The organism is Micromonospora sp. WMMD964 (assembly GCF_029581455.1).
Lineage (GTDB): Bacteria > Actinomycetota > Actinomycetes > Mycobacteriales > Micromonosporaceae > Micromonospora.
Window position 1 is genome coordinate 1,254,021 of the sequence record NZ_CP120860.1, and the last position, 17,041, is coordinate 1,271,061.

16 protein-coding genes are annotated in these 17,041 nt (G+C 72.6%); 6 read left to right on the forward strand and 10 right to left on the reverse strand.

Annotated features, from left to right (window positions below; translation table 11 throughout):
• Window positions 1–91 precede the first annotated feature (91 nt).
• Window positions 92–1,306, reverse strand: coding sequence for an acyl-CoA dehydrogenase family protein (locus tag O7616_RS05905; RefSeq protein ID WP_282305930.1), 1,215 nt, complete (start codon window positions 1,304–1,306; stop codon window positions 92–94).
• A gap of 1 nt (window position 1,307) precedes the next feature.
• Window positions 1,308–1,760 carry an SCP2 sterol-binding domain-containing protein gene (locus O7616_RS05910; protein WP_282305931.1) on the reverse strand — a complete coding sequence of 151 codons (453 nt, stop codon included), beginning with the start codon at window positions 1,758–1,760 and terminating at the stop codon, window positions 1,308–1,310.
• Window positions 1,761–1,828: 68 nt separating this feature from the next.
• On the opposite strand from O7616_RS05910, the gene O7616_RS05915 reads away from it, so the two are divergent.
• Window positions 1,829–2,467 carry a TetR/AcrR family transcriptional regulator gene (locus O7616_RS05915; protein ID WP_282305932.1) on the forward strand — a complete coding sequence of 213 codons (639 nt, stop codon included), beginning with the start codon at window positions 1,829–1,831 and terminating at the stop codon, window positions 2,465–2,467.
• Between the two features lie 11 nt (window positions 2,468–2,478).
• Here the strand turns inward: O7616_RS05915 and O7616_RS05920 are convergent, their stop codons facing one another.
• A complete protein-coding gene (locus O7616_RS05920; protein WP_282307541.1) occupies window positions 2,479–3,120 on the reverse strand; it encodes a DedA family protein in 642 nt (213 codons plus the stop codon).
• A gap of 167 nt (window positions 3,121–3,287) precedes the next feature.
• Here O7616_RS05920 and O7616_RS05925 point away from each other — a divergent pair, with 167 nt between their 5' ends.
• Window positions 3,288–4,439 carry a histidine kinase gene (locus tag O7616_RS05925; RefSeq protein ID WP_282305933.1) on the forward strand — a complete coding sequence of 384 codons (1,152 nt, stop codon included), beginning with the start codon at window positions 3,288–3,290 and terminating at the stop codon, window positions 4,437–4,439.
• Entirely contained in the window at window positions 4,436–5,077 is a 642-nt protein-coding gene (locus tag O7616_RS05930; protein ID WP_282305935.1) for a response regulator transcription factor, read from the forward strand. The genes O7616_RS05925 and O7616_RS05930 overlap by 4 nt, the downstream gene beginning before the upstream one ends.
• A gap of 45 nt (window positions 5,078–5,122) precedes the next feature.
• On the opposite strand, the gene O7616_RS05935 is transcribed toward O7616_RS05930, so the two are convergent.
• The 7 genes from O7616_RS05935 to O7616_RS05965 all read right to left on the reverse strand — a co-directional run bounded on the left by O7616_RS05935 (window position 5,123) and on the right by O7616_RS05965 (window position 12,145).
• A complete protein-coding gene (locus O7616_RS05935; RefSeq protein ID WP_282305936.1) occupies window positions 5,123–5,743 on the reverse strand; it encodes a DedA family protein in 621 nt (206 codons plus the stop codon).
• A 58-nt stretch (window positions 5,744–5,801) separates the two neighbouring features.
• Window positions 5,802–7,064: an adenylosuccinate synthetase gene (locus tag O7616_RS05940; protein WP_282305937.1), complete on the reverse strand. Its 1,263-nt coding sequence runs from the start codon at window positions 7,062–7,064 to the stop codon at window positions 5,802–5,804.
• Window positions 7,061–8,020: a hypothetical protein gene (locus tag O7616_RS05945; RefSeq protein ID WP_282305938.1), complete on the reverse strand. Its 960-nt coding sequence runs from the start codon at window positions 8,018–8,020 to the stop codon at window positions 7,061–7,063. The genes O7616_RS05940 and O7616_RS05945 overlap by 4 nt, the downstream gene beginning before the upstream one ends.
• A 9-nt stretch (window positions 8,021–8,029) precedes the next feature.
• Complete coding sequence (locus O7616_RS05950) at window positions 8,030–9,016, reverse strand: serine/threonine protein kinase (protein WP_282305939.1); 987 nt, start codon at window positions 9,014–9,016, stop codon at window positions 8,030–8,032.
• On the reverse strand, window positions 8,997–9,749 hold the full coding sequence (locus O7616_RS05955) for an NUDIX domain-containing protein (protein WP_282305940.1): 753 nt from the start codon (window positions 9,747–9,749) through the stop codon (window positions 8,997–8,999). The genes O7616_RS05950 and O7616_RS05955 overlap by 20 nt, the downstream gene beginning before the upstream one ends.
• 93 nt (window positions 9,750–9,842) lie before the next feature.
• The gene (locus O7616_RS05960; RefSeq protein WP_282307543.1) at window positions 9,843–10,658 is read right to left on the reverse strand and encodes a MaoC/PaaZ C-terminal domain-containing protein; all 816 of its coding nucleotides are present in this window, start codon (window positions 10,656–10,658) and stop codon (window positions 9,843–9,845) included.
• Between the two features lie 131 nt (window positions 10,659–10,789).
• Complete coding sequence (locus O7616_RS05965) at window positions 10,790–12,145, reverse strand: 3-oxoacyl-ACP reductase (protein ID WP_282305941.1); 1,356 nt, start codon at window positions 12,143–12,145, stop codon at window positions 10,790–10,792.
• 55 nt (window positions 12,146–12,200) lie between these two features.
• Here O7616_RS05965 and O7616_RS05970 point away from each other — a divergent pair, with 55 nt between their 5' ends.
• The 3 genes from O7616_RS05970 to O7616_RS05980 all read left to right on the forward strand — a co-directional run bounded on the left by O7616_RS05970 (window position 12,201) and on the right by O7616_RS05980 (window position 17,024).
• Window positions 12,201–13,493, forward strand: coding sequence for an acetyl-CoA C-acetyltransferase (locus tag O7616_RS05970; RefSeq protein WP_282305942.1), 1,293 nt, complete (start codon window positions 12,201–12,203; stop codon window positions 13,491–13,493).
• Between the two features lie 155 nt (window positions 13,494–13,648).
• Window positions 13,649–14,662, forward strand: coding sequence for a glycosyltransferase family 2 protein (locus tag O7616_RS05975; protein WP_282305943.1), 1,014 nt, complete (start codon window positions 13,649–13,651; stop codon window positions 14,660–14,662).
• The gene (locus O7616_RS05980; RefSeq protein ID WP_282305944.1) at window positions 14,634–17,024 is read left to right on the forward strand and encodes a hypothetical protein; all 2,391 of its coding nucleotides are present in this window, start codon (window positions 14,634–14,636) and stop codon (window positions 17,022–17,024) included. Before O7616_RS05975 ends, O7616_RS05980 begins: the two co-directional genes overlap by 29 nt.
• Window positions 17,025–17,041 lie beyond the last annotated feature (17 nt).

Consider the following 17,041-nt stretch of genomic DNA (forward strand, 5'->3'; position numbering starts at 1 on the left):
GGGGCACGGCCGAGGGCCCAGTCGGCGTCGGCACGGGGTGACGAAGACGGCACGGTTGGTGGGGCGTTCGGCGCGACGGTCGGGCCGGGTTTCAGCGGATCTGCATCCCGGAGATCGCCCGGGAGATGACCAGTCGTTGGATCTCGGAGGTGCCCTCGAAGATGGTGTAGATCTTGGCGTCGCGGTACCACCGTTCGACCGGGTGGTCGCGCAGGAAACCGGCCCCGCCGAGCAACTGCACCGCCTTCTCGGTGACCGACACCGCCACCTCACCGGCCTTGAGCTTGGACATCGAGCCCTCGCCCGCGGTGAACGGGCGGTTGTTGCGGCCCATCCACGAGGCCCGCCACACCAGCAGCCGCGCCGCGTCGATCTCCATCCGCATGTCGGCCAGCGTGAACGCGACAGCCTGGTTCTCGATGATGGGTCGTCCGAACTGGACCCGGCCCTTCGCGTAGTCCAGGGAGTATTCGTAGGCGGCCCGCGCCACGCCCAACGCCTGCGCGCCGACCGTGGGTCGGGACAGCTCGAAGGTCCGCATGGCGGCCTGTCCGGTGGCGCGTTGACCGGAGCGGGCCCGGTCGAGGCGTTCCAGCAGGGCGTCCCGCCCGCCGAGCAGGCAACGGCCGGGCACGCGTACCCCGTCGAGGAAGACGTCGGCGGTGTGCGACGCGCGGAGGCCGAGTTTGCGCAGCTTGCGGGTGGCGGCCAGGCCGGGGGTGCCGGGCGGTACGACGAACGCGGCCTGGCCCCGGGAGCCGAGTGTGGGGTCGACGGAGGCGGTGACCACGTGCACGCCGGCGATCCCACCGTTGGTGGCGTACGCCTTCTGGCCGGTGAGCACCCACTCGTCGGTGGCCTCGTCGTAGACGGCACGGGTGCGCATCGCGCCGACGTCGGAGCCGGCTTCCGGCTCGCTGGTGCAGAACGCGGCGACGGCTGGCGAGTCGGCGTCGCCGAAGCACTGCGGCACCCACTCGACCATCTGGTCCGGGGTGCCGGCGCCGTAGATGGCGGCGACGGCGAGCGAGGTGCCGAAGATGGAGAGGCCGATGCCGGCGTCACCCCAGAAGAGCTCCTCGCTGGCGATCGGTAGGGAGAGCCCGGTCGGGTCGGCCCAGCAGGTGGCGAGGAACTCGAAGCCGTAGAGGCCGACCTTGGCGGCTTCCTGGATCACCGGCCACGGGGTGTCCTCGCGTTCGTCCCACTCGGCCGCGGCCGGGCGCACGACCTCGGCGGCGAAGCCGTGCACCCAGTCGCGTAGATCCCGCTGTTCCTCGTTCAGGTCGAGCGAGAACTCGGCCATGTCAGGCCTTGGGGATGTCGAACAGGTTGGCGATGTTGGCGGCGAGGCCGAGGTCACCCTTCGCCTTCAGCTTGCCGGTCATGAACATCATCACCGGGTTGGCGCCACCGGAGACGATCTTCAGGAACTCGACCGGGCCCATGGTCAGGCTCAGCTTCGGGTCGTGCTGCGGGGTCTCGTTCACCACGCACTTACCGTCGGCGATGACCACCTCGTAGGTGTCGCTGCCACCGTCCGGGCGACCGGTGATGACCCAGTGGATGACCGCGTTGGTGGAACCGGCCCGGTCCGCACGGAACAGCGACGGCATCCGGTTGAACACCTCACCGAGGACCTTGCCGCGCAGGTCACCGGACATCACCTGGGCGATCTTGTCGTCCGGGGTGGACTTGACCAGCTGGGCGAACTCCTTGGGGCCCACGTTGGCGAAGGTGGCCGGGTCGAAGTCAGTCATCAGGTGCGCCTTCCGGAAGAATTGGCTACTCGCGCGTAACCCTACGCACGAGTAGGTATGCTCGCAAGGTGTCCACCCCTCCCGCCTTCAAGCGCCTGCCACGCGCCGTCCGCGAGCAGCAGATGCTCGACGCAGCCGTGAAGGTCTTCTCCCGGCGCGGCTTCCACGCCGCCAGCATGGACGAGATCGCGGAGGACGCCGGCATCTCCAAACCCATGGTGTACGCGTACCTCGGCACCAAGGAGGAGCTCTTCGTCGCCTGCCTGCACCGGGAGGGCACCCGGATGATGCAGGCCATCGCCGGGGCGGCGGCCCCCGACCTACCGGCCGACGAACGGCTCTGGCGCGGGTTGCGGGCCTTCTTCGGCTTCGTCGGCGCACACCGCGACGGCTGGGCGGTGCTCTACCGGCAGGCCCGGGGCGAGCAGCCGTTCGCCGGTGAGCTGGCCACCATGCGTGCCCGGTTGGTCGAGGTGGTCGCCGGGATGCTCGACCACGCGCTGCGCGCCGAGGGTCGTGAGATCGCGTCCACCGACCTGGAGGTCGTCGCGTACGCCCTGGTCGGTGCCACCGAGTCGCTGGCCGACTGGCTGGCGGACCACCCGGAGGCCGACCCGGAGAAGACGGCCACCCGGATGATGAACGTGGCCTGGCTCGGTGCGGCCCAACTCCTGCACGGGGTGACCTGGCGTCCGCCGACGCACTGACCGCACCGGCATCACCGCACCGGGGTCCGGTTCACCGGCTCGGGCACCGACCGCGCGGCTCGGCGACGGTTGCCCAGCCAGCGGGCCACCTCGACGACCACCGTCACCGTCAGGGCGAGGCCCAGACCGAGCAGGAGACCACGGAGGGGATCCTGCTCGAACGCCATCCCGCCGACGTAGCCGACAAGCGCCGAGTAGAGCCCCCACGAGCCGGCGGCGAGAGCGTCGAAGGCCAGGAACCGACGCCTGGGGAAGTGCGTCGCACCCATGGTGAGGGTGACCGCCGTCCGGCCACCCGGCACGTAGCGGGCCACGGTGAGGATCAGGCCACCGCGCGTCGCGATCCCCCGACGGGCCCAGTCGACGGCCTTCCGGCGTCGGCCGTCGGGCGGCAGGCGGTCGAGCAGTCGCGCTCCACCGCTGCGCCCGATGGCGTACGAGACGTGGTCGCCGACCAGTGCCCCGGCGGCGGCCACCAGGATGACCGCGGGCAGGTACGGCGCTCCCGAGGCGGCGAACACTCCGGCCGTGATCACCGCAGTCTCGCTCGGCACCACCGGAAAGAAGCCGTCGAGCACCGCGATCGCGAAGATCGCCAGGTACACCCAGGGCGAGGACATCGTGTCGTGCAGCAGGTCCAGCAAATCCATGATCCTGATGCTGGTGCGCGCGGCGGTGCCCGCCATCGGCCACCGGTCAGGTGGGCGGCACTACTTAGGTAGTGACCGGCCCGGATGGCGGATCGGGGTCTTCCCCCACCACACCCCGGTCTGACGGCGCGGGGCGGCCGAGTTCGCTCGTGGAGTCCTACGCTTGCTGCGTGGCCTCCAGCAGCACCGCTCCTCGGTGGGTCGTCCAGCGCTATGGGGTGCTGCTGCTCGCCGTCGTGGTCGCCGTCGCCGTCTGGGCCAGCGCGGCCGGTGCGATCGGGGTCCGCTCGCCGTTGCCGGGCGCGGTCGTGCTTCTGCTCGCGGTGTTCTCGGGTTGGGCCACCAGCAGGGTCGGCACCTCCCGCTGGCCGTTGTTCCTGGCCGCGGCGCTCGGTTGGCTGGTGCTCGCCGCCGCGGCGGCCGGGGTGGTCGCCTCGTACCAGGCGGGTCTTCGGCTGCGCGGTCGGCAGCTCGCCACCTACCTCGCCGGTGCCGCCGTGGTGCTCGCCGGTGGGGTCGTGGTCGGGGTGCAGGTGGGCGGCGTACGCCGGATCACCACCGCCACCGCGGGCAATGTGCTGCTGCTAGCCGCCTGTCTGGTCGGGCTCCCGTTGGTCTTCGGCCTCTGGGTGCGGGCGCGCAGAGACGTGCTCGCCGCCCTGCGCGACCGGGCCGAACGGTTGGAACGCGAGCAGGAGGCCCACGCCGACCGGGTCCGCGCCGAGGAGCGGACCCGGATCGCCCGGGAGATGCACGACGTGGTGGCGCACCGGGTCTCGTTGATGGTGGTGCACGCCGGTGCGCTGGAGGTGACCGCTGCGGACCCGTCGACCGTCGAGGCCGCCGCGCTGATCCGGACGACCGGTCGGCAGGCGCTCACCGACCTGCGCGAGGTGCTGGGCGTGTTGCGACAGGACGGCCCGGCGGTGGTTCCGGAGCGAGGGCTCGACGCGCTGGACGAGCTGATCGGGGAGTCCCGTGCCGCTGGTCTGCGGGTCTCCCGGCAGGACGAGGGTGAGCCGGCCGCCCTACCGGCGACGGTGGAACGCACCGCGTACCGGGTGGTCCGCGAGGCGTTGACGAACGTGCGCAAACACGCGGCCGACGCCGAGACGGTCGTACGCCTGCGCCACCTCCCCGACGGGCTGGAGGTGGTGGTGCGCAACGGTCCGTCCTCTCGGGGGCCGGAGTTGCCCGGTGCCGGGCAGGGGTTGCTCGGGCTGCGCGAGCGGGTGGAGTTGCTCGGCGGCCGGCTTGAGGCCGCACCCGTGGACGGCGGTTTCCTGCTCCGCGCCCTGCTCCCGCTGGCGGGTGTGGCGTGATCCGGGTGCTGGTGGTCGACGACGAGCAGCTCGTCCGCGCCGGGCTGCGGCTGATCCTGGAGACGGCCGGGGACATCACGGTGGTCGGCGAGGCGGCGGACGGCGCCGCCGCGCTGGAGCAGACCCACCGGTTGCGCCCCGACGTGGTGTTGCTCGACGTGCGGATGCCGGGCGTCGACGGGCTGACGATCGCGCCGGAGGTGGTCGCCGCGGACGCGAAGGTGATCATGTTGACCACCTTCGACCTCGACGAGTACGTGCACGGGGCACTGCGGGCCGGTGCGGTCGGCTTCCTGCTCAAGGACACCCCGCCCGGTGAGTTGGCCGCCGCCGTCCGGACGGTGGCCGCCGGGCAAGCGATGCTCGCCCCGACCGTGACCCGGCGGTTGATCAGCTCGTTCGCCGATCGTGGCCCGGCCCGCCGGGACGCGGCTCGCCAGCGGCTCGCACCGCTCACCACGCGGGAGTTGGAGGTCGTGCGCGAGGTGGCGCGCGGGCACGGCAACGCGGAGATCGCCCGGCGGTTGGCGATGAGCGAGGCCACCGTGAAGGCACACGTCAGCCGGGCGCTGGCGAAACTGCACGTGGACAACCGGGTGCAGTTGGCGATCCTGGTGCACGACGCCGACCTGCTGTGACGAGTTCCCCGGCGGCGGGACGGTCAACGGGAGGCGGCGGGGCGGTCAGCGGCGGGCGGCGGCGTGGCGGTGGGCGCGGCGGCGCAGCCAGCGGATCCCCTCCAGACCGAACGTGATGACCAGCGAGATCCCCACTCCGACCAGTACGCCCTTCACGGGCTCACGTTCGAAGGCCAGCCCGCCGAAGTAACCGAGCAGCCCGCAGTAGAGCGCCCAGGTGACCGCCGCGATGCTGTCGTACAGCAGGAATGCCCGGCGGGGATAGCGCACCGCGCCCATGGTGAGGGTGACCGCCGTCCGGCCGCCCGGCACGTACCGGCTGGTGGTCAGGATGACGCCGCCGCGCCGGTCGACGGCCCGGCGGGCCCAGTCGGAGCCGGCCCGCCGCCGGCTGCCGTCGGGCAGCCGGGCGAGCCGGTGTGACCCGCCGCCCCGACCGATGGCGTAGGAGATGTGGTCGCCGACCAGCGCGCCGACGGCGGCGCTGACGATCACCAAGGTCAGGCTGGGGTGACCGGCGCTGGCCGACAGCACCCCGGCGGTGATCACCGCTGCCTCGCCCGGCACCGCCGGGAAGAAGGCGTCGATCGCGGTGAGCCCGAAGATCACCAGGTACACCCACGGCGATGTGACCGTCCCACGGAGGAGGTCGAGCAGGGCGTCCATGCCCCCATGCTCGCCGGGTGGGGGCCGCCCGGTGGCCGAGTCGCCGGAACACAACGCCTCAGCCCGCGGGGACCAGGGCCGGTGGGGCGAGCAGCGGGCCGTGCGCGATCTTGTCGTCGGCGGTGGGCCCCTGCGAGGTCAGCACCACGGCTGTGCCAAGTTCCGCGCCGACGGCCTCCGCCCAGTCCGTCGGCGGGTCGTCGTAGAGCGGGCGGGAGCGCAGCAGACGGTCGGTGAGCGCGGCCTGCCGGTCCAGGTCGCCGGGCGGGCCGGGGGTGAGGTGGTCGGTGGTGTCGTAGCGGCGGCAGATCCGCAGGTCGGGGCCGGTCAGGTCGAGGTGGGTCAACGCCAGGCCGTCGACCCCACCGGCGGCGGCGAGGGCGTACCGGTGGGCGACCGCGTCGAAGTGGCCGAACCGGAACCGGCCCTGCCACGGGTTGGTGCCATTGTGCCGGTCGGTGAACGGCAGCGCCGGGTCCTCGGTCACCAACGGACCGGCACCGTGCCGGGTTGTGACGACGCGCAGCACCCCGACCCGGGTCACGTCGCCGGGCAGACCCGCTTCGGCGAGCAGGCTGTCGGCGTTGGCGAACGTGGTGGTACTCCACGTCGTGTACGGGTGGAAGCCGTGCCACTCGTCGAGCAGCACCCCCTGCGCGCCTTCGAAGACGCAGGTCCCGGAGCGTAGCGCACCGGCGAGCCAGCTCCGGTCGACGATCGCGACCCGACCGGCGAACCCGGTGTACGCGGGCAGGCAGTCCTCGACCGGCGGCGCGTCCAGCGGGCCGAGTTCGGCGGTCAACCGGTCCCGCAGAACGGTCAGCCGACGGCGCAGCAGTGCCGGGCTGCGGCAGTCGGCGACCCGGGGCGCGTCGTCCGGATGGGCGAGACCGTACGCGACGGCCTCGCCCACCCCGAGCCCGCAGGAGCCGTGCCGGTCGGCTCCCCGGGCGATCTCCCGGGCCCGGTTGGCGGCCCGGTGGTACGGGGTGGCGAGTAACGCCTCGGAGTCGACCGTCAGTCGGTCGAGCGCATCGGTCACCCCCACCGTGGCGAGATGGTCGGCCTCGGCGGCCAGGGCCAGCGGGTCCACCACCACATGCCGCGACAGGTGCGTACCGACACCGCTGTGGAACGTGCCGGCGCCGAACTGCGCGAACGTGTGGTGCCGCCCGTCGCGCAGCACGACGTTGTGTGCCGCCTGCGCGCCCCCGTTGAAGCGGACCACCGTGTGCACGGGTCGGGTGGCGCAGAGCCAGTCCACCACCGTGCCCTTCCCGGCGTCGCCGTAGCCGAGGTCGACCACCGCCACGTGCTTCACAGCCGGGTCACCCCGCCGGTGGTGTCGCGGAACGCGGGAAGCGTCGACACCTCGGCCCGCCGCCCCCGGCCGAGGCGCGCCAGCGCCTTGGACACGGTGCCGGTGGCGCCGGATCCGGCGCGGTCCAGGTCCCGCAGGCCCTCGTCCAGGTCGATGGCCTGCTCACCGAGGCCGATGGTGAGTGCGATGGTCTCGCACACCGCGTTCAGGTCGTCGAGCACGACGGCGTTCTGCCCGAGCAGGTCCCGCCAGAAGTCGAGCACCGTGGCGTTGCCCGCGTAGTGGCTGCCGGCGGGGAGGAGGTAGTAGGTGTCCCAGCGGCGGGTCACCTCGTCGACGACCTGCCGCAACGGCACGTCCTCGGCCAGGTCGTCGCCGATCAGCCGGGCCACCTCCCGCGCCTTCACCTGCTTGTACGCCAACTCGTCGCCGATGATGAACAGGTAACCGCGCCGGCCACGCTTCTCCCAGCTGTCGGTGCTGGTGTGCCGGGCCATGAAGTACATCGCCAGCTCGTACGACTCGGACATCTGACCGCCGCCACCGCCTTCGAGGACGATTCGGCCGAGGTCGTCGTCCATCCGGTTGTCCGACTCGAACTGCCCGACCTGCAACGGCACCCGGTCGCAGGTGGCGTCGCCGATCGCGCCGAACATGATCTGCGGGTCACTGGCGTAGCCCTGCCGTTGCAGCAGCCCGAGCAGTTGCGGCAGCTTGGTCTGCAGGACGCGCGGCACCGTGCGCATCGAGCCGGTCACGTCGAAGAGCACCGCGATGGGCGTCGAGCGGGGGTGCTCGTCGGAGTCGCGGCTCTCGCGCGTCGCCTCGCGGGGGTCGAGTGCGGCGTGCACGGTGCGCGCCCCGCTGTCGCTGTAGGAGAAGGCGCTCCTGCCGGTGGACCGGCGGTAGCGGTCGGCGGCGTCGTACACGTCGGTGGACCAGATTCCACTGCCCATGACAGCTCCTTAGGGGGTGAGGGTGAAGGGTCGGAAGGTGCGGGGCCCGTAGAGGCGGTCCAGCACCTGGTCGAGTTCGCTCAGCAGCCGCCAGGCGTCGTCGGGCCGGGCGTGGAGTGGCCGTTGTCGGCAGCCCTGCGCGAAGGTGTGCAGCTCCCGGGGCGCACGCGGCCCCATCAGCCAGCTCATGCAGTGACTGGCCATGGCGATGTCGGTGCCCGGGCCGCACGGCTGTTTCGTGACGACCTCCTCCGGGTCCCAGCCGTGGCCGGGCACGACCGCCGGGACGGTGCCCCCGACGGGGGTCGAGAAGCACCAGTCGACGAGCACCACGCCGTGGGCGTCCGGCTCGATCAGCACGTGTCGCGGCAGGACCGCGCCGTGCACCACGCCGGCCCGGTGGGCCAGGCCGAGTGCCACCAGCAGCCGACGCCACATCCAGGCCGCGTCCCGGGCGTCCAACCCGTCGGGGTACGCGCGCCGCACCTCGTCGAGGTCGTGCAGCCCCGGTGCGGTGGCCAGCACGTTGACCCGACGTTCCGCGCCGGTCGCGGCGTCGCGGTGCCGGAACTCGTCGACCAACCGGGGCACGTACGGCAGGTAGCGCGGGTCGCCGCGCTCGGCGATGGTGCGCAGGGCGTGTGCCTCGCGGGCCATCAGGTCGTTGTCGGTGGGCCGCCGAGGCAGCTTGAGCAGCCGGTCGTCGCCCACGTCGTAGAGGTCGGCCAGGTCACCGGTGTGGGCCGGCGCGCCGAGCCGGTAGTCGCCGAGGACGGTGACCTGCCGGGCCCGCCACCTGGTGGTGACGTGGATGAACGCCTCGGTCGCTTCGGCGCGTACCGCCGGGTCGGCCGGCAGGTGGTCGGGGTGCAGGGCCGCGACCAGCTCGCGGTAACGCCGGGCCGGCTGGTCCGCGCCGAACAGGTCGGCGTCGGTGCGGGCCGCCGCGAGACCAGGCCGATGGCCTCCGCCGTCCTCATCGCACCGTCTCCTCACGGGCCGGGCGCAGCAGGGCCGGGTGCAGCAGCCGGGCGTCGCCGGCCCGGTAGAGCCGGGCGCGCGGGCCGCCCCGACTGCCGCCGCGCTCGGTGCTGGCGCCGGTGCTCTCCACGAAGCCCGGCACGGAGAGCACCTTGCGATGGAAGTTGCCGGCGTGCAGCGGGTGACCCCAGACCGTCTCGTAGACGGCACGCAGCTCGCTGATGGTGAACTCGCCGGGGAGGAAGCGGGTGGCGAGCGGGGTGTATTCCAGCTTGGACCGGGCCCGCTCCAGCGCGTCGTCGATGATCCGACCGTGGTCGAAGGCGAGCTGCCGGCTGCTCAGCGCGGTCACCGGCAGCCAGATCGCCTCGTCGGCGTCGGTGCCGGCGGCCGGGTCCGGCAGGTCGGGGGCGAACGCGAGGTGGGCGATCGAGACGATGCGCATCCGCGGATCGCGGTCGGGAGCGCCGTAGCTGCCCAACTGCTCCAGGTGTACGCGGCGCAGCCCGTCACCGCCGAGCCCGGTCTCCTCGGCCAGCTCGCGCCGGGCACCGGCGGCCAGGTCCTCGTCGGGGTGGACGAAGCCGCCGGGCAGCGCCCAGTGCCCCTCGAAGGGTGCCTGGCCGCGCCGGATCAGCAGCAGGTGCAGGGCGTCGTCGCGGATGGTGAACGCGACCACGTCGACGGTCACCGCCACCGCGGGGTAGGCCCGGGGGTCGTACGCGTCCAGGAACTCCTGCTCGTCCACGTCGTCCCTCTCATATTGAGAACATCTCTATGTGAGAAGAACTTAGCGCATGAGCGCGCCCCTGCCAAGCCCGAACTGCTCGGCAGGGGCGCGTCAGCGCACGAGACCCGCCAGGTGCGGTCGACCGCGCGAGTCGTGCAGGGCGAACCCGCCGTCGGGCAGCAGCGCGAAACTCACCGTGCTCGGCAGCGGCACCGGCAGCTTGAAGGCGACCTCGACGGCGTACGAGTCCGGCAGTCGGTTCTCCACCGCGGCCAGGCAGCGCGCCTTGCTCCACATGCCGTGCGCGATCGGCCGATGGAAGCCGAACAGCCGCGCACCGAGCCGGGAGGTGTGGATCGGGTTGTGGTCTCCGGACACCCGCGCGTACTCCGTGCCGACGCGAGGTTCCACCCGCCAGCGGGCCGTGCCGACCGGCGCCTCGGGCCGCCCACCCCGGTCGCCGCCGCCAGGCTTGCGTTCCCGACCCAGGTACGTCGAGACACCCTCCCAGACCGTCTCGCCGTCGACCGAGCCGACGAGCACCACGTCCACCTGCCGCCCCCGGTCGTGTGGGCGCAGGTTCTCGGCGTACGCCGTGAAGTCGAGTGTCTCGTCGGCGGTGATCGGGCGGTGCACGGCGATCCGGTTGCCGATGTGCACCAGGCCGGTGAGCGGGAGCGGGAACGCCGGCAGGGTCATCAGCCGCAGCGCTAGCGGGAAACCCAGGACGTGCGGGAAGGTCCCCGGCAGTCGATCGCTGAGTCGGAACCCGCAGACCCGGTCGTAGTCGGCCAGGCGTGCCCGGTCGACAGTCACCCCGCTGACGGTCAGCTCGACCGGGGGCAGGCCGCCCCCTCGTCGTCCGCCGCCGAGACCCGGGAGCGCGCCGAGCAGCGCCCGCCGGTTCAACGCCCCGACCGCCGGCATCCGCGGCAGGTCGACCCGGGTGCGGCCGTCCGCCGCCAGGTCGAGAGCCGCGGCCAGGGTCTCGGCGGTCAGCGCCTCGGTCGGGCCGTCGATCAGCTCGTGCAGGGAAAGGTCGTCGTCCGGTTCCCGCATCACGCCCCCAGCAGGCTCTGGCCGCAGACCCGGACCACGTTCCCGCTGACCGCGGCGCTCGCCGGCCAGGCCAACCAGCCGATCGTCTCGGCCACGTCCACCGGCAGGCCGCCCTGGGCCAGGCTGTTCATCCGCCGCCCCGCCTCCCGGACCACCAGCGGGATGCGCGCGGTCAGCCGGGTCTCGATGAAGCCGGGAGCCACCGCGTTGACGCTGATGCCCCGCTCCCGCAGGGTCGGGGCGAGCGAGTCGACCAGCCCGATCACCCCGGCCTTGCTGGTGGCGTAGTTGGTCTGGCCCCGGTTGCCGGCGATCCCGGCGATCGAGGAGACCGACACGATCCGCCCGCCGACCGGGATCAACCCCCGCTCCAGCAGCACGTCGTTGATCCGTTCCTGGCTGGAGAGGTTGACGTCGAGGACCTGGTCCCACCGGTCGGCGTCCATCCGGCCGAGCGTCTTGTCCCGGGTGATACCGGCGTTGTGCACCACCACGTCGACCCGGCCGTGCCGACTGGCCAGGTGGTCGGCGAGCCGGGTCGGCGCGTCCGGTGCGGTCAGGTCGAGCTGCACGGCGGTGCCGCCGATGTCGTTCGCCACCGCCGCGAGCGCGTCCCCGGCGGCGGGGATGTCCAGGGCCACCACCCGCGCGCCGTCGCGGGCGAGCACCGTCGCCAGTGCCGCCCCGATGCCCCGGGCGGCGCCGGTGACCAGCACCACCTGCCCGTCCAAAGGGCGCTCCCAGTCGGCCGGGACGCTCGCCTCGCCCGCGCCGACCCGGATCACCTGACCGGAGACGTACGCCGACCGCCCGGAGAGCAGGAACCGGAGAGTCGATTCGAGGCTGGTGAGAACGCCGTCCCCGGTGGCCCGGGTCACGTAGACGAGCTGGGCGGTGGTGCCCCGACCGAACTCCTTGCCGATGCTGCGGACCAGCCCTTCCAGGGCGCGCTGGGCGGTCGCCTCGCGGGGCGTCGGGCACTCGTTCGGCGGGGTGCCCAGCACGACCACCCGGCCACTGGGCAGCACGGCCCGGGCGTGCGGGTGGAAGAAGTCGTAGAGCTGGCGGAGCTGGGTGGAGTCGGTGATGCCGCTGGCGTCGTACACCAGTGCTCCGAAGCGGTCCTGAGGTCCGGCGTCGGCGGCATCGCGCAGCTCGACCCCGGCGGTGGTCAGGATCGTGCCGACCGGCTCGGCGAGCCGACCGCCGGTGGCCGCGCCGAGCACTGCCGGTCCGGGCAGCAGCGGGTCGCCGGGGTGGTGCCGGCGCAGTCGAGGCGGATCGGGGAGCCCGAGGCGCTTGACCAGCGCGCGGCCGGCGGCCGATTGGACGAAGCTCGCGTACCTGTCGGTCATGGGCGTAGCCTACTGGCGAGTAGGGTTCGAGCAACACTTTGCGAGGAGGCGGATCGTGCAGAGCATCCGGAGGGTCGCGGTCATCGGGGGCAACCGCATCCCCTTCGCCCGTTCCAACTCCCGCTACGCGGACGCGTCCAACGCCGACCTGCTCGGCGCGGCGCTGGACGGGTTGATCGCCCGGTACGGGCTGGCCGGGCAACGGGTCGGCGAGGTCGTGACCGGGGCGGTGCTCAAACACTCCCGCGACTTCAACCTCACCCGCGAGGTGGTCCTCGGCTCCCGGCTCGACCCGCACACCCCCGCGTACGACATCCAGCAGGCCTGCGGCACCGGCCTGGAGGCGGCGATCCTCGTCGCCAACAAGATCGCCCTCGGTCAACTCGACGTGGGCATCGCCGGCGGCGTCGACACCACCTCCGACGCGCCGCTCGCGGTCAACGAGGAGATGCGTCGCACGCTGCTCAAGCTCAACAGCGCCCGCACCCTCGGCGAGCGGTTGAAGATCGCCGCGAAGCTGCGCCCGCTCCAGCCGTTCAAGCCGGACATCCCGCGCAACGCCGAACCGCGTACCGGCCTGTCCATGGGTGACCACGCCGCCCGCACCGCGCTGCGCTGGCAGATCGACAGGCGATCCCAGGACGAGCTGGCACTGCGCTCGCACCAGCGGCTCGCCGCCGCGTACGACAGGGGCTTCTTCGACGACCTGATGACGCCGTACCTGGGACTGACCCGCGACCAGAACCTGCGCCCCGACACCAGCGTGGAGAAGCTCGGCTCGCTCAAGCCGGTCTTCGGCACCCGTGGCCCGGACGCCGAGCAGGCCACCATGACCGCCGGCAACTCGTCACCGCTCACCGACGGCGCGTCCACCGTGCTGCTCGCCAGCGAGGAGTGGGCCGCCGCGCACAACCTGCCGGTGCTGGCCTGGTTCAGCTGGTCGGAGACGGCGGCGGTGGACTTCGTGCACGGCGACGAGGGGCTGCTGATGGCCCCCGTGTACGCGGTGCCCCGGATGCTGGCCCGGGCCGGGCTGACGTTGCAGGACTTCGACTACTACGAGATCCACGAGGCGTTCGCCTCGCAGGTGCTGGCCACCCTCGCGGCCTGGGAGTCGCCGGAGTTCTGCAAGGACCGGCTCGGCCTGGACGCCCCGTTGGGCACTGTCGACACCGATCGGCTCAACGTGAACGGCTCCTCGCTGGCCGCCGGCCACCCGTTCGCCGCCACCGGCGGGCGGATCGTGGCGACCCTGGCCAAGCTGCTGGCCGAGAAGGGCAGCGGACGCGGGCTGATCTCCATCTGCGCGGCCGGCGGTCAGGGCGTGACCGCGATCCTGGAGCGTTGAGCGGAACGTCGGTTACCGAGTCACCTGGCACCAGACGTTAACGGTCCGTTCAGTAGTCGGCCCGCTGGCGGAGAGTTCACCGCGCAACGGTGATCCTTGCCGCGCCCTCGGCGCGGAATCGATCACTCCTGCGTGCGGAACGGGGCCGTATCTCCATGGAGTCTGTCGTTCCACAGACGATCACCCTCTCGGTGGTCATCCCGATGTTCAACGAGACCGCCGTCATCCCGGCTCTGGTCGCCCGGTTGCGGCCGGTCCTGGACGCGCTCGGTGTCGAGTACGAGGTGGTCGCCGTCGACGACGGCAGTCGGGACGACACCGTGTCGGTGCTCTTCGACCACGGCCGCGACTGGCCCCAACTCCGAGTGCTCCGGCTGCGGCGCAACAGCGGTCACCAGGCGGCGTTGACCGCCGGCCTCCACCGGGCCGTCGGACACTGGGTGGTCAGCCTGGACGCCGATCTTCAGGATCCGCCGGAGACCATCGCCGAGATGCTTCGGGTGGCCCGCGAGGACGGGGTGGACGTCGTCTACGGGGTGCGCGCCGACCGCAGCACCGACACGGTCTTCAAGCGCAACACCGCCCGGGGCTACTACTGGGCGATGCGTCGGCTCGTCGGTGTCGACCTGCCCGCGCAGGCTGGTGACTTCCGGTTGCTCAGCCGGGACGTGATCGAGGTGCTGCGCGACCTGCCCGAACGTGCCCCGGTCTACCGGCTGCTGGTGCCGTCGCTCGGCTTCCCCAGCGCCGAGGTGCGCTACGACCGCGAGGCCCGTGCCGCCGGGGAGACGAAGTACCCGCTGCGCCGGATGGTCGCGCTGGCCTGGGAGAGCACGGCGAACTTCTCGGCCGCGCCGTTGCGCCTGGCCACCTGGATGGGAATGTCGAGCTTCCTGCTCTGCCTGGCCCTGATCGTGTTCGGCGTGGTCGTCCACGTCTCCGGTGCCACCATCCCCGGCTGGACCTCGATGTTCGTAGCGGTGCTGCTGCTCAGTGGGGTGCAGTTGGTCTGTCTCGGCCTGCTCGGCGAGTACGTCGGCCGGATCTACGCCACAGTGCAGAACCGGCCCGCCTTCCACGTCGGGTTCGACTCCCGGGACGGTGTTCCGGGCGCGGAGGCAGGTGCACGTGGTCGTGTCGGTGACGACGTCGTCCGCCTCCGTGGCTGACGCCCTGCTGGCCGAGCGGGTCGACACTCCGGCCCCCGCCTCGGCCCCGCGCCGGAATGCTCTCGCGCTGGTTCTCAGCACGCTCCCGTGGGTGCTCGTGATCGGCGCACTGCTCGTGGTGTGGTCACGTGGCGGCGTGCCGGTGCCGGACCTCGCCCGGTTCTCCGCGTACTGGGCGTTCGGGCTGGTGCTCCCCGGGACCCTGGTGCACCGCGCGCTGCGCGGCAGTCGCGGCAACCTCGCCGAGGACCTCGGCTTCGGCGCGGCCACCGGCCTGCTGTTGGAGATCATCGCTTGGGCGTCGGCCGCGGCGACCGGTCAACAGACCCTGCTGCGGTGGTGGCCGCTACCCGTACTCGTCGCGTTCGCCGCCGTGCCCCGGTTGCGCCGGCACTGGCGGGTCGGCGAGCGCCGCCCGCTGCCGGTCGGCTGGCACTGGGGCATGGGCGGGGCGCTGCTGGTGGTGCTGGCCTGGGGGTACGTCCAGTGGCGGATGGTCCCGCTGCCCCCGGTGTCCGGCGGCTACTACCAGGACGTGCTCTACCACCTGGGTCTGGTGCAGGAGTTGACGCGGGCGATGCCGTTCGAGCTGCCGCACGTCGCGGGGGAGGCGTTGCGCTACCACTACCTCTCCGACGCCCACATCGCCAGCGGCAGCATGATCACTGGCATCGCACCGACGACGGTGCTGCTGCGGCTGTGGCTGGTACCGGTGGTCGGCGTGGCGGTGGTGCTCGCCGCCGGGCTCGCCCGCGACCTGGGCGGTGCCATCTGGACCGGCCCGGTGGTCGGCGTCACCGGCTTCGTCGGGACGACCGTCACGCTCGGCTCGGCCGTGGGCGTGTCCGGTGACATTCCACTGTCGTACGGCAGCCCGTCCCAGACGTACGTGCTGGTGCCGTTGTTGCTGCTCACCGGGCTCTGCGTCGACGTCGTCCGGGGACGTCCCCTCGGCCTGGCCTGGGGGATGGTTCCGGCGCTCGGCCTGGTCTGCGCGGGAGCGAAGTCCAGCGCGTTGCCACCGCTGATCGCCGCTCTGGGTCTCACCGCGGCGGTGTTCTGGTGGCGGGATCGGCGGCTTCCCCGGCCTGCCCTGGTGGCGCTGGCCTGCCTCGTCGCGGCGATGGCGCTCGGTTTCCGGCTGTTCGCCGGCGGTGGAGCGTCCACGCTGCGCGTGCAGGCGTTGGCGCTGCTGCACTTCATCGCCCCGTACGCCGAGACCCTCGGCGGGGGTGACGGGATCTGGCCGGATGCGCCACTGCCGCCGGGCATCAACGACGGCGGTGCCCTCGGGTGGCTGCTGGCGTTCAGCGTGGTTGTCTGGTGGGTGCTGGGCCAGGCACCCCGGTGGGTGGGCATGAGCATGCTCGCCGACAGTGGGCGCAGAGCCGATCAGGCCGTTTGGCTGCTCACCGGCACGGTGCTCGCCGGTGCCGCCACCACCTGGGTCTTCCAGCACCCGTCGATCAGCCAGATCTACTTCTGGATGGGTGTCATCCCGGTCGGCACGGTGCTGACCGTCTGGGCGCTCGCCGCGGCCCGGGCGCCCTGGCCGGTACTGGTGGTGCCCGGTCTGGCCGGCGCGGTGACGGCGCTCGTCACCGCCGGCACCGTGGGTTTCGCGCTGCCGAGGATCGCCCGTCCGGGGACGTCCACCATCGAGGGCTGGCTGCGGGTGCTCGGCGTCTCGGCGGTCCGGTACGTGCTGTTCCTCGCGGTGGCCGCCGCGCTCGCCGTCGGGGTGGCCGCCCTGTGGCGTCGACGGGTGCCCGTAGCGGGAGGACGGCGGCGAATGGCCACGATCGCGGTGGCCGGGGTCACCGCGGCGATGCTCGGCGCCAGCGCCGCCGTCCCCCTGGGCGGCCTCGTCCGTTCGGTGCTCACCGAGCCGGTGCCGGCGACCGGGCCCCAGCCGTACGCGCTGACCGTCGACGAGATGCGCGCGGCGCTGTGGCTGGACGAGAACGCGGGCGACGAGGACGTGGTCGCCACCAACGTCCACTGCCGTCCCGTGCGGACCACCCCGCACTGCGACGCCCGGGCGTTCTGGGTGACCGGGCTGGGCGGGCACCGCACAGTGGTGGAGAGCTGGGGTTACACCGACGCGGTAGTGGCCGCCCACGGCGTCGACAACCTGGGGTACGCCCGGCAGAACTTCCCCGACCAGGAGTTGCTCGCGCTCAACGACGGCGTGTTCACCTCGCCGACCGTCGCCGACCTGGACCGCCTCCGCACGCTTCACCGGGTCCGGTGGTTGTTCGCCGACGCCAGGGCGGGCGCGGTGTCGCCGGAGCTGGCCCGGCTGGCCCAGGTTCGGCTGGTCGCCGGCTCGGTGACCGTCTACGAGCTCACCCGTTCCTGACCGCTCCGGGGTTCCGG